Here is a 12274-nt window from a genome sequence, read left to right on the forward strand (position 1 = left end):
GAAGCCGTTAAAAAAGGCGGCAATGCAGTAGGCCGCGGCATGAGCCATGTTGGAGAAAAAATCGAAGCCGCTACCGAATAATTCGGTAAATCAGGCCGTCTGAAGCTCCTGACTCCGTTTCAGACGGCCTGATACATTATTAATTTTTCAGACATTTTCACGATTCAAAGCAAAGGAAGAAACAATGAGTAATCCGTCAAGCTGGTTTGGTATTCATGCTCATGATTTGGATCGCGCCAAAGCCTTTTACGAATCCGTATTCGGTAAGCCCCTGCAAGACGTTGGCGGCAACGGATTCCGTTTCATCATTTTCCCAGCCGATTACACCCAACACGGTACGGCCGGCATGATTTGGCACGACAGCAATGCCCAGCCCGGCCACGGCGGTACAACCATTTTCTTTAATTGCCCGAATTGCGCCGAAACAGCAGAAAAAGCCGTTGAAGCAGGCGGCAAACTGTTACAAGAGAAATTCCGCATTGCCAACGGCTTTGCAGCATTTATCGAAGACACAGAAGGCAACCGAATCGGTTTGCACAGCACACGCTAACCCGAATAGCCATAAAATAATTTCCCATTATTACTATAAGAATCTGACATGAAAGCCTTTACCAAAATTACCGCCATCGTTGCCCCGCTCGACCGCAGCAACGTCGACACCGATGCCATCATCCCCAAACAATTTCTGAAATCCATCAAACGCAGCGGCTTCGGCCCCAATGCCTTTGATGAATGGCGTTACCTCGACCACGGCGAACCTGGCATGGACAACAGCAAACGCCCGTTGAATCCTGATTTCTCCCTGAACCAGCCACGCTATCAAGGCGCACAAATCCTGTTGACGCGTAAAAACTTCGGTTGCGGCTCTTCACGCGAACACGCCCCTTGGGCATTGGACGACTACGGCTTCCGCGCCGTCATCGCCCCCAGCTTCGCCGACATCTTCTTCAACAACTGCTACAAAAACGGCCTTTTGCCTATAGTTTTGACAGAAGAACAGGTTGACCAGCTTTTCAAAGAAGTTGAAGCCAACGAAGGCTATCAGCTCTCCATCGACCTTGCCGAGCAAACCCTGACCACCCCTAGCGGCGAAACATTCACATTCGACGTTACCGAACACCGCAAACACTGCCTCTTAAACGGCTTGGACGAAATCGGCCTGACCCTGCAACACGCTGACGAAATTCACGCCTTCGAAGAAAAACGCCGCCAAAGCCAGCCTTGGCTGTTTAACGGTTGACATACAAAAGGCCGTCTGAAAAATTTAAGTGTTTCAGACGGCCTTTACTGAATGTTTTGAAATAGTCCATGAGATCATTCGACGAATTAATCCAAACCCAAGACCCTGCATGGCCATTGATTCAAGAGTGGCTTGCGGAAACGACAAACAGCGTTGAAGTCCTGCCCCGCACGCTTGAAAAGGCAAAGGAAGAACTTGTCAACAACACGTTCGTTTATGGGCGCTGTCGTTTATGAAACCGGCGGCATCCTGATTGACGACGGCTGGTTGCGGATACTGGGTTCCGGCAGTACGAAGCTACCCCGTGGTTTGGGAAGTTGGAATCTGGGCCGCACACAATCCGAGCCAGCAGGCCCTGCTCCCTATTATCTGTTTGCCGATGATGTTGCTGGAGGCTATTTTGCAATTAATGGCGGGGGATTGAATGGCAAAGTAGGTAATGTTTTCTACCTGCCGCTGGATACCTTGGAATGGGAAGATTGCGGTAAAGGTTACGGCGACTTCTTAAATTGGGCATTGACCGGCGATTTGCAGTTGTTTTACGAAAACCTGCGTTGGGAAAATTGGCGCGAAGAAATCCGTGATTTGAATGGCGACAGCGTTTATACGTTCTTTCCGTTTTTATGGACTGAAGAAGGCAGCGATATAAACCAAGTCAGCCGTAAGCGTGTTCCCATAGAGGAACATTATGCTTCCACTTTGGATTTGCAAAACACAACTCCATAAAAAGCATTTTCAGACGGCCTTGTTGTTACAATTCAAATAAAGCATCCTTAAAAACGTATTGGTCTGAAGTTTAATTCTACCTAACCACACCATGATTACCGACACCATAAGCAATGCCACCCGCTATGCTGCCCTGCATCCCGACTTTGCAGAGGCCTTCCATCTGTTGCAGACCTTGGATTTTGCCAAGCTGCCAGACGGCCAAGTGCCATGCGAGAATCCCAATATCCGTATTTTTATCGGCAGCGAGCCGATGAGGACTCAAGGCGAAGCTCAGCCTGAAGCGCACTTAAAACACATTGATATTCAAACGCCGATTGATGGCAGCGAAACATATGGCTGGATAGACAGAGGCCGTCTGAAAAACGGTTTGGGCTACAATGAAAAGCGCGATATCGAATTTTTCGACTGTGAGCCGGAAACCTGGCTGACCTTGGAGCCCGGCGAATTTGCGCTATTTTTCCCGAATGATGCGCATGCCCCATTGGTCGGCGACAGGGCAAACATACGCAAAGTTGTTTTTAAAATCCGTGTTGAAACCGAACGCCTATAATCTTTCAGACGGCCTTATCCCCTTATTCAGGACACAATATGTCTTTTTTCAGCAGGTTGTTCCGCTCCAAACCTAAATTAATGACTTGGCAGGAATTTGTCGAATACTTTGCCCGTCGTATCCAAGAAGAATTGGATCTTGAGGCGAAAATCGACTGGGGCGAAAACATTGCTTCTTCGCCTATCATCGTCCAGTTTTCCGAAGACGATGAAGCATCGTTCAGCACATATTTGAGCAACCATTACACAAGTTATCTGCAGAATCCCGAGGCCTTGGAAGCTATTGTTGCTGCCAATTTAGCGGTTATCGATAAGATTCAAGACACTGATGCCAGTGTTTCAGCACAACAAATTCTTCCGACAATTAAAAATACGATTTATCTGGAAAACGTCAGACTGATTACAAATACGGACGAAGACGAGCCTGCCGATTACCTGGTATACAAACTGATTGCAGGCGATATCATGTTGCTTTATATGGTGGATACGGAAGAATCCATGCATACGCTCAATCGTGAGCATATGAAAGAGGCCGGTATTGAAGATGAAGACGCCTTATATCGTACCGCCATGGATAATTTGCGCCAACGGATGAATGGACGTGTTCAAATTCATCATGCCGAAGGTTGGTCATTGACCCAAATCCATTTGGACAACGACTATGATGCTTCCCTGATTTTGCTTTTGAACGAAGTGCTTAAAGACGATCCTATGCTGCCGGTCAACCCTGTTTTTGCAGTCCCGGCACGCAACGCCCTGCTCGTTTGCAGCCCATCCGATGAAGAAGCTTTGCAGGCGATGGCGAATATTGCCCTGCAGGCATTTGAAGACTCTGCCTATGCGATTTCTACCCAGCTTTACCAGTACCATAATGGTACAATCAGCGTTTTCAGAGCAAATTGATTTAAGGCCGTCTGAAAAACAGGCGACCTGCCCTTTACCTAAAACCTTCCCATAAGGAAACCCGAAATGACCAAACATATCGCTATCTTGCGCGGCGACGGCATCGGCCCTGAAATCGTTGCAGAAACCGTCCGCGTACTCGACAAACTTATCGAACAAGGTTTGGATGTCAGCTACGAATATGCGCCTTTGGGCGGCGAAGCCTATGACGAATACGGCCATCCTTATCCAGAATTCACGCAAAACCTTTGCCGTAAAGCCGATGCGGTTCTGCTTGGTGCCGTCGGTTCTCCTCAATACGACAATCTCGACCGTCCGCTACGCCCTGAACGCGGCTTGTTGGCCATCCGTAAAGACTTGAATCTGTTTGCTAATTTGCGCCCTGCCATTTTGTATAAAGAGCTGGCCAATGCTTCCACTCTGAAACCGGAAATTGTAGTCGGCCTTGACATCCTTATCGTACGCGAACTGACCGGCGATATTTACTTTGGCGAACCGCGCGGCATCCGTGTTTTGGAAAACGGCGAACGCGAAGGCTACAACACCATGAAATACAGCGAAAGCGAAATCCGCCGTATTGCCCACGTTGCCTTCCAATCCGCCCAAAAACGCAGCAAAAAAGTCTGCTCCGTAGGCAAAGCCAACGTTTTGGAAACCACCGAACTGTGGCGCGAAATCTTTGAAGAAATCGGCAAACAATATCCTGATGTTGAGCTTTCCCATATGTACGTCGACAATGCCGCCATGCAGTTGGTACGCGCGCCCAAACAGTTTGACGTGATTGCCACCGGTAACATCTTCGGCGACATTCTCTCTGATGAAGCCTCCATGCTGACCGGCTCCATCGGTATGCTGCCTTCCGCTTCTTTGGACGAAAACGGCAAAGGCCTGTACGAACCGTCTCACGGCTCCGCTCCCGACATTGCCGGTCAAAACAAAGCCAATCCGCTGGCGACCGTATTGTCTCTTGCCATGTTGCTGCGTTACAGCCTAAACGACGAAGCACGCGCTCAACAAGTTGAAAACGCCGTACAAAAAGTATTGCAACAAGGCTTGCGTACCGGCGACATTTACGAAGAAGGTACCAAACTGGTTTCCTGCTCCGAAATGGGCGATGCCGTATTGGCCGCTTTGTAAGAGGCCGTCTGAAAAAGCGTGGGGCCAATTCCACGCTTTTTTATATGTAAAAACTCGAAAGCATAAAAAAGGGCGTATCTTCACACGCCCTTTCGTCTTATTTCAGACGGCCTTAAGATTGAAGCAATCAACCTTTTTTATGTTTACCGGCAAAGCCGTCGTTAGACTTACGTTTGCCTTTAAAGCCTTCGCCGCCTTTTTTGAAACCGTCAGACTTCTTGAAACCGTCTTTCTTAAAGCCATCTTTTTTGAAACCGTCTTTTTTATGGCCTTCGCTGCGTGATTTGCCACCGAAGCCTTCTTTGCCCGGTTTCTTATCGCCACGCCAGCCGCCGGATTTACGATCGCCCCAGCCGCCTTTGCCTTTCGGTTTGCCGCCGGCAGATTTACGTTTGCGTGTCGGCTCCATGCCTTCGATGGTCAGCTCAGGCAATTTGCGGCCGATGTATTTTTCAATTTTGTGTACTTTGACGTATTCATTCACTTCGGCAAAAGTAATCGCAATACCGGTACGGCCAGCGCGACCGGTACGGCCGATACGGTGAACGTAGTCTTCAGCCTGTTTTGGTAAGTCGTAGTTGATAACGTGGGTAATGGTTGGCACGTCGATACCGCGAGCGGCAACGTCGGTGGCAACCAAAATTTTGCAGCGGCCTTTTCGCAAGTCCATCAGCGTACGGTTACGCCAGCCTTGCGGCATATCGCCGTGCAGGCAATTGGCGGCAAAACCTTTTTCGTACAATTCATCCGCGATGACTTCGGTCATGGCTTTGGTGGACGTGAAAATCACGCATTGGTCGATGTTGGCGTCGCGCAGGATGTGGTCGAGCAGGCGGTTTTTGTGGCGCATATCATCACAGTACAACAACTGCTCTTCGATTTTGCCTTGGTCGTCCACGCGCTCGACTTCGATGATTTCAGGGTCTTTGGTTAGTTTGCGCGCCAGTTTGCCCACTGCGCCGTCCCAAGTGGCGGAGAACAACAAAGTCTGACGGTCGGTCGGAGTGGCTTCGACGATGGTTTCGATGTCATCGATAAAGCCCATGTCCAGCATACGGTCGGCTTCGTCCAAAATCAGCACTTCCAAACGGGCGAAATCAACTTTGCCGCTTTGCATCAAGTCCATCAGACGGCCCGGAGTGGCGACAATCAGGTCAACCGGTTTGCTCAGAGCACGGGTTTGGTAGCCGAAAGATGCGCCGCCGACAATGCTGACAGTACGGAACCAGCGCATATTTTTAGCATACACCAGCGCATTTTTTTCCACTTGAGCCGCCAATTCACGGGTCGGCGTCAACACCAACGCGCGCGGGCCTTTCCCCGGTTTTTCGCTGCGCTTGGTCAGTTTTTGCAAAGTCGGCAGCAGGAAGGCTGCGGTTTTACCGGAGCCGGTTTGTGCCGAAGCCATAATGTCGCGGCCGTCCAAAGCAAACGGAATCGCTTGCGCCTGAATCGGCGTCGGGTTTTCGTAACCCTCGCTGCGCACGGCGGACAAAATGTTTTTATCAAGGTTCAAATCGGCAAATTTAATAGACATATCTATCCTAAGAGACAACAACGCGCACGCCTGAACAATTTCAGACGACCTGAAGCAAAGGAAAGTAACGATACGGGAAATGTGAAGTTACAGGGTTGTCGCAAGCATCTTGCTTGTGGTTAACATCGACGACAACCTGCACAGAAAAGGCTTTGCCAATAAGCAAGCAATAAAAGAAACGCGCCCGAAACGGCGGTTTAGGTTGGATGACGATGGCTTCGTATCAAAAGGCGAACGGCGGATAATATAGATTTTATGGATAACAGTCAAGCAAAAAGGCATCAAGTGCGTTAAAATCCAACCCCTTCCCAATACTTATTCAGGCCGTCTGAAAACCATGACCGACATTACCCCCTTTGCCAACCGCTTGGGCAAAAACATCAAACATCTTATGAAATGGGCCAAACGCAACAATATCGAAGCCTGGCGCATTTACGACCGCGATATTCCCCAATTTCCCTTTGCCGTCGATGTTTACGGCAACCAAATCCACCTTCAGGAATACGATACCGGCTGGCTGATGCAGCCTGAAGAATACGAAGCATGGCTTGCCGATGTATTGGAAGCCATCGGTTTTGTGACCGGTTTTGCGCCCGAACAAATCCACCTCAAACGTCGCGAACGCCAAAAAGGTTTGCAACAATACGAGAAAACCGGCAAAACCGGCGACGATTTCATCATCACGGAAAACGGCTGCAAGTTTTGGGTCAACCTCGACAAATACCTCGACACTGGCCTCTTTCTCGACCACCGCAACACGCGCAAAAAAGTCGGCGACACCACGGCGGGCAAACGCTTCCTCAACCTGTTTTCCTACACCGGCAGCTTCACCGTCTATGCCGCCACCGGCGGCGCGGCATCCAGCGAAACCGTCGATTTGTCCAACACTTATCTCGATTGGGCGAAACGCAATTTCGAACTCAACGGCATCGATACCAAACAACACAAAATCGTCCGCGCCGACGTGTTCCAATATCTGCAAAACGCCGCAGACGAAGGCAAAAAGTTCGACCTGATCGTCATGGACCCGCCCAGCTTTTCCAACAGCAAAAAGATGCTCGACATCCTCGACATCCAGCGCGACCATAAAAAGCTGATTGACGGCGCAATGAGCCTGCTCGCTTCAGACGGCATTCTGTATTTCTCCAACAACCTGCGCAGCTTTGTGTTGGACGATTCGGTCGCAGAACAATACGCAGTCAAAGACATTTCCAAACAATCCGTTCCCGACGATTTCCGCAACAAAAAAATCCATCAATGCTGGGAAATCAAGCATAAATAAGCATCAGGCCGTCTGAAAGCCAGTTTTCAGACGGCCTGATTGCCATATTGAATCTCTGAATCAATAGGCGCATAATTGAAGAAATTGTTGACAATATTAAAAGGAAAATAACATGCAAAACTACCTGACGCCCAATTTCTCATTCGCCCCCATGATTCCGGAACGCGCACTCGGCAGCCGGGTTTGGGATACTGAAGGACGAGAATACATTGACCTGTCAGGCGGTATTGCTGTGAACGCGCTGGGCCATTGCCATCCCGATTTGGTCGCAGCCTTGGCCGAGCAGTCTCAAAAACTCTGGCACATTTCTAATATTTACACTACCCAACCGGCGCAAGAATTAGCCAAAAAACTGGTCGAAAACACCTTTGCCGACAAAGTGTTTTTCTGCAATTCCGGCGCAGAAGCCAATGAAGCCGCGTTGAAACTGGCGCGCAAATACGGCCGCGATCATTTTGGCGAACACAAAACCGAAATCATCTCCTGCCTCAACAGCTTCCACGGCCGCACCCTGTTTACCGTATCCGTCGGCGGCCAGCCCAAATACAGCAAAGACTACGCGCCGCTGCCGTCAGATATTACCCATGTTCCATTTAATGATATTGCCGCATTGGAAGCCGCCGTCGGCGACAAAACCTGCGCCGTAATTATCGAGCCGATTCAAGGCGAAAGCGGCATTCTGCCTGCCACCCAAGAATATCTGCAAGCCGCACGCCGTTTATGCGACAAACACGGCACTTTGCTGATTTTGGACGAAGTGCAAACCGGCATGGGTCATACGGGCAAACTGTTTGCCTACGAGCATTACGGCGTAACACCCGACATCATCAGCTCCGCCAAAGCCTTGGGTTGCGGTTTCCCGATTGGCGCGATACTGACCACCGATAAAATCGCCCCAACCTTCGGCCCCGGAACACATGGTTCAACCTTCGGCGGCAATCCGATGGCATGCGCGGTCGGCAGCCGTGCGTTTGACATCATCAATGCGCCCGAAACATTGGCACACGTTGAGCAACAAGGCCAAAAACTTCAGACGGCCTTGCGTGAATTAGGCGTGAAAACCGGCGTATTTAAAGAAGTCCGCGGCATGGGCTTGCTGCTCGGCTGCGTGTTGGCAGACGAATACGCAGGCAAGGCATCGGAAATTACCGCCGCTGCTTTGAAACACGGCCTGATGGTACTGGTTGCCGGAGCCAATGTGGTGCGTTTCGCCCCCAGCCTGTTGCTGAACGATGAGGACATGGCCGAAGGCTTGAAACGTTTTGAAGCGGCTTTGAACGAATGGTTGGCCTGATTTTCAAAGCCCAATAGCTAAATCAGCCGACAGCTTAGTGAAGGCCGTCTGAAAGACCGTTTAAGTTTTTCAGACGGCCTTTTTTCAATATTGAAAACAACATCCGCCTATATTCCCTGTCATTTGATGTTTGTTAAAAATCGTACCGCCTCTTCATGTTACGCTTGTCAAACATTTTGATTTTACAGAGAAAAGGAGCAGGAGATGGTATCGTTGAAAACCCAAATCGCCGGTTTTTCCTTTGACAACTGCCTGATGAATGCCGCTGGGGTGTCATGTATGACTGTTGAGGAATTGGAAGCGGTCAGACAGTCTTCAGCAGGCACTTTCGTTACCAAGACTGCAACGCTTACCCCGCGTCAAGGTAACCCTGAGCCACGTTATCACGATGTTCCTCTCGGCAGCATCAATTCGATGGGCTTGCCAAACCAAGGCATTGATTACTATCTGGATTACCTGCTTTCACTCCAAGAGACTCAGCCAGAACGGACATTTTTCCTCTCACTGGTCGGTATGTCGCCCGATGAAACGCATATGTTGTTAAAAAAAGTGCAAAACAGTGGATTCAACGGCATTACCGAACTCAATCTTTCCTGCCCAAACGTCCCCGGTAAGCCGCAAATCGCCTATGATTTTGAAACCACCGAGCAGATTTTGAGCGAAGCCTTCAGCTACTTCGATAAACCTTTAGGCATCAAATTACCACCATATTTCGATATCGTCCATTTCGATCAAGCGGCAGAAGTGTTCAACCATCATCCCCTAAAATTCGTCAACTGTGTCAACTCCATCGGCAACGGCATATATATCGAAGACGAATCCGTCGTCATCCGCCCGAAAAACGGCTTCGGCGGCATAGGCGGCCAATACATCAAACCGACTGCGCTTGCCAATGTCCACGCGTTCTATCAAAGACTGGATCCGTCTATTCAAGTCATTGGAACAGGCGGCGTTTACAGCGGCCGGGATGCGTTTGAACACATCTTGTGCGGCGCAAGCATGGTGCAGATCGGCACGGCGCTACACCAGCAAGGCGTAGATATTTTTGAACGGGTTTCCCTTGAATTAAAAGCCATCATGGCGCAAAAAGGCTACGAAAAACTGGAAGACTTCAAAGGCAAATTGAAATATTTAGCATAAGGTTTACGCTAAAAAACGCCCAAGGCCGTCTGAAAATTTCAGACGGCCTTGTTGTATAATTGTTCCCCACATTACCCGTCTTCCCCCTTCAATGAAACTCAACCCCCAACAGCAAGCCGCAGTCCAATATCTTGGCGGCCCCCTGCTCGTCCTTGCCGGTGCAGGCAGCGGTAAAACCGGCGTGATTACGCAAAAAATAAAGCATTTGATTGTCAACGTCGGCTATCTGCCGCATACCGTCGCCGCGATTACCTTCACCAACAAAGCCGCTACGGAAATGCAGGAACGCGTTGCCAAAATGCTGCCCAAATCGCAAATGCGCGGGCTGACAATTTGTACCTTCCACTCTTTGGGCATGAAGATTCTGCGCGAAGAGGCGAACCAAATCGGTTACAAAAAAAACTTCTCCATCCTCGACTCTACCGACAGCGCGAAAATCATCAGCGAACTTTTAGGCGGCACGGGCAAAGAAGCTGTATTCAAAGCGCAGCACCAGATTTCCCTGTGGAAAAACGATTTAAAAACGCCCAAAGACTTGCTTCAGACGGCCTCCAATGTGTGGGAACAGCAAACAGCGCGCGTGTATGCGAGCTATCAGGAAACCCTGCAAAGCTATCAGGCGGTGGACTTCGACGACTTAATCCGTCTGCCCGCCGTGCTGTTGCAGCAAAACAGTGAAGTGCGCAACAAATGGCAGCGACGGCTGCGGTATCTACTGGTTGATGAATGCCAAGACACCAACACCTGCCAATTCACCCTGATGAAGCTCTTGACCGGCGCGGAAGGCATGTTTACTGCCGTCGGCGATGACGACCAGTCCATCTACGCTTGGCGCGGCGCGAACATGGAAAACCTGCGTAAAATGCAGGAAGACTATCCGCAGATGAAGGTTATCAAGCTGGAGCAAAACTACCGCTCCACCGCGCGGATTCTCAAAATCGCCAACAAAGTCATTGAAAACAATCCCAAACTCTTTACCAAAAAACTTTGGTCGCAGTTCGGCGAAGGCGAAATCGTCAAAGTCGTTGCCTGTCAAAGTGAGCAGCACGAAGCCGACTGGGTTGTCAGCCAAATCGTCAAGCAGAAGCTGGTCGGCGGCGACAAAACCCAATACGCCGATTTCGCCGTGTTATACCGCGGCAACCATCAGGCGCGGATTTTTGAAGAAGCCCTGCGCAGCGCACGCGTTCCCTACCAGCTCTCCGGCGGACAAAGTTTTTTCGACAAAGCCGAAATCAAAGACGTTTTGTCCTATTTGCGCCTGCTTGCCAACCCCAACGACGATCCTGCCTTCTTGCGCGCCGTGACCACGCCCAAACGCGGCATCGGCGATGTAACGCTGGGCAAGCTCAACACCTACGCGCACGAACACGAATGCAGCCTGTATGAAGCCGCGCAAACTGTAGAAGCCCTTGCTTTGCTGAACAACACCAACCGCCAACACCTGCAAGCCTTCATGGATATGATGGAAAGTTACCGCGCCAAAGCCGAAACCAGCGAAGCAGGCGAGCTTATTCATAACCTACTGAAAGAAATCGACTACGAAAACCACCTGCTTGCCAGTGAAGAAGGCAAAGCAGGCGAAATCAAATGGCGCAACGTTACCGACCTGACCGGCTGGCTGGAACGCAAAGGCGAGCAGGACGGCAAAAACATCATCGAACTTGCCCAAACCATCGCCTTAATGACGCTTTTAGAAGGTAAAGGCGAAGAAGAAGTCGATGCCGTCAAACTCTCGACACTGCACGCTTCCAAAGGTTTGGAATACCCCTACGTTTTCCTTGTCGGTTGCGAAGAAGGCATCTTGCCACACAACGACAGCATCGAAGAAGACAATGTCGAAGAAGAACGTCGTCTGATGTACGTCGGCATCACCCGCGCCAAACGCCAGCTTACACTGACCCACTGCCTCAAACGCAAAAAACAAGGCACATGGCAATTCCCCGAGCCCAGCCGCTTCATAGACGAAATGCCGCAGGAAGACATCAAGATTTTAGGACGCAAAGGCGGCGATCCGATTGTGAGCAAGGAAGAAGGCAAAAGTCATTTAGCAGGCTTGCTGGATATGCTGGGGAATAAAAAGAAAGGATAACGCAAGGCCGTCTGAAAACAAGGTTTCAGACGGCCTTATTGTCAGCAAAAAATCACAAACAACCATCCAATAATCCTCACTTTACGTCGACGCACCTATCCAACGCCATTTCGCCCAATCCTTCAAAAATAAATAAAAATAGCTGAATAATCAGATATAAAATAAACAAAAGGACGGAAAGACGGCTTCTTCCGTCTTCTGTTCACAAGTAAAAATTGTCAACATTTCAAGTATAAATTCACAAGCAAAATTGCATTTTTCAGGTATAATAATGGATTCCCCAACTGCATTTTGTGAGCTGAATCCATGTCTGTTGTTCTGCCCTTGCGCGGTGTAACCGCCCTTTCCGATTTCCGTGTTGAAAAACTCTT

General features: G+C 49.7%; 11 protein-coding genes and 1 pseudogene. 10 read left to right on the plus strand and 2 right to left on the minus strand.

The features are described 5' to 3' along the window. The first annotated feature begins 184 nt into the window (after positions 1 to 184). The 6 genes and pseudogenes from ACTHUE_RS05295 (at position 185) to leuB (ending at position 4558) form a co-directional block, all read left to right on the plus strand. A complete protein-coding gene (locus ACTHUE_RS05295; RefSeq protein ID WP_049335221.1) occupies positions 185 to 550 on the plus strand; it encodes a VOC family protein in 366 nt (121 codons plus the stop codon). Between the two features lie 48 nt (positions 551 to 598). Beyond that, on the plus strand, positions 599 to 1240 hold the full coding sequence (leuD, locus tag ACTHUE_RS05300) for a 3-isopropylmalate dehydratase small subunit (RefSeq protein ID WP_063067850.1): 642 nt from the start codon (positions 599 to 601) through the stop codon (positions 1238 to 1240). Between the two features lie 68 nt (positions 1241 to 1308). Beyond that, positions 1309 to 1966 (plus strand): annotated as a pseudogene (locus tag ACTHUE_RS05305) (DUF2625 domain-containing protein). A 91-nt stretch (positions 1967 to 2057) separates the two neighbouring features. After that, entirely contained in the window at positions 2058 to 2519 is a 462-nt protein-coding gene (locus ACTHUE_RS05310; protein ID WP_049322093.1) for a YhcH/YjgK/YiaL family protein, read from the plus strand. Positions 2520 to 2557: 38 nt separating this feature from the next. Further along, on the plus strand, positions 2558 to 3421 hold the full coding sequence (locus ACTHUE_RS05315) for a DUF1444 family protein (protein WP_049322092.1): 864 nt from the start codon (positions 2558 to 2560) through the stop codon (positions 3419 to 3421). A gap of 66 nt (positions 3422 to 3487) precedes the next feature. After that, positions 3488 to 4558, plus strand: coding sequence for a 3-isopropylmalate dehydrogenase (leuB, locus tag ACTHUE_RS05320; protein ID WP_049322091.1), 1071 nt, complete (start codon positions 3488 to 3490; stop codon positions 4556 to 4558). A 127-nt stretch (positions 4559 to 4685) separates the two neighbouring features. On the opposite strand, the gene ACTHUE_RS05325 is transcribed toward leuB, so the two are convergent. Beyond that, complete coding sequence (locus ACTHUE_RS05325; protein ID WP_049322090.1) at positions 4686 to 6095, minus strand: DEAD/DEAH box helicase; 1410 nt, start codon at positions 6093 to 6095, stop codon at positions 4686 to 4688. Positions 6096 to 6432: 337 nt separating this feature from the next. Here ACTHUE_RS05325 and ACTHUE_RS05330 point away from each other — a divergent pair, with 337 nt between their 5' ends. The 4 genes from ACTHUE_RS05330 to rep all read left to right on the plus strand — a co-directional run bounded on the left by ACTHUE_RS05330 (position 6433) and on the right by rep (position 11903). Continuing rightward, positions 6433 to 7377 carry a class I SAM-dependent methyltransferase gene (locus ACTHUE_RS05330; protein ID WP_049322089.1) on the plus strand — a complete coding sequence of 315 codons (945 nt, stop codon included), beginning with the start codon at positions 6433 to 6435 and terminating at the stop codon, positions 7375 to 7377. 112 nt (positions 7378 to 7489) lie between these two features. After that, a complete protein-coding gene (locus tag ACTHUE_RS05335; RefSeq protein ID WP_049359457.1) occupies positions 7490 to 8671 on the plus strand; it encodes an aspartate aminotransferase family protein in 1182 nt (393 codons plus the stop codon). Positions 8672 to 8875: 204 nt separating this feature from the next. After that, complete coding sequence (locus ACTHUE_RS05340) at positions 8876 to 9811, plus strand: dihydroorotate oxidase (RefSeq protein WP_049322087.1); 936 nt, start codon at positions 8876 to 8878, stop codon at positions 9809 to 9811. A gap of 91 nt (positions 9812 to 9902) precedes the next feature. Then, the gene (rep, locus tag ACTHUE_RS05345) at positions 9903 to 11903 is read left to right on the plus strand and encodes a DNA helicase Rep (protein ID WP_049359451.1); all 2001 of its coding nucleotides are present in this window, start codon (positions 9903 to 9905) and stop codon (positions 11901 to 11903) included. A 150-nt stretch (positions 11904 to 12053) separates the two neighbouring features. Here the strand turns inward: rep and ACTHUE_RS05350 are convergent. After that, the coding region (locus ACTHUE_RS05350) for a hypothetical protein (RefSeq protein WP_440423088.1) at positions 12054 to 12274 on the minus strand (221 nt) is incomplete at its 5' end.

The sequence above is a fragment of the Neisseria sp. P0021.S005 genome (assembly GCF_051956955.1).

Excerpts from the sequence above, each read along its gene's own strand:
- ACTHUE_RS05295 (WP_049335221.1), top strand. The coding sequence starts at position 185 with ATGAGTAATCCGTCAAGCTGGTTTGGTATTCATGCTCATGATTTGGAT.
- leuD (WP_063067850.1), top strand. The coding sequence starts at position 599 with ATGAAAGCCTTTACCAAAATTACCGCCATCGTTGCCCCGCTCGACCGC.
- ACTHUE_RS05310 (WP_049322093.1), top strand. The coding sequence starts at position 2,058 with ATGATTACCGACACCATAAGCAATGCCACCCGCTATGCTGCCCTGCAT.
- ACTHUE_RS05315 (WP_049322092.1), top strand. The coding sequence starts at position 2,558 with ATGTCTTTTTTCAGCAGGTTGTTCCGCTCCAAACCTAAATTAATGACT.
- leuB (WP_049322091.1), top strand. The coding sequence starts at position 3,488 with ATGACCAAACATATCGCTATCTTGCGCGGCGACGGCATCGGCCCTGAA.
- ACTHUE_RS05325 (WP_049322090.1), bottom strand. The coding sequence starts at position 6,095 with ATGTCTATTAAATTTGCCGATTTGAACCTTGATAAAAACATTTTGTCC.
- ACTHUE_RS05330 (WP_049322089.1), top strand. The coding sequence starts at position 6,433 with ATGACCGACATTACCCCCTTTGCCAACCGCTTGGGCAAAAACATCAAA.
- ACTHUE_RS05335 (WP_049359457.1), top strand. The coding sequence starts at position 7,490 with ATGCAAAACTACCTGACGCCCAATTTCTCATTCGCCCCCATGATTCCG.
- ACTHUE_RS05340 (WP_049322087.1), top strand. The coding sequence starts at position 8,876 with ATGGTATCGTTGAAAACCCAAATCGCCGGTTTTTCCTTTGACAACTGC.
- rep (WP_049359451.1), top strand. The coding sequence starts at position 9,903 with ATGAAACTCAACCCCCAACAGCAAGCCGCAGTCCAATATCTTGGCGGC.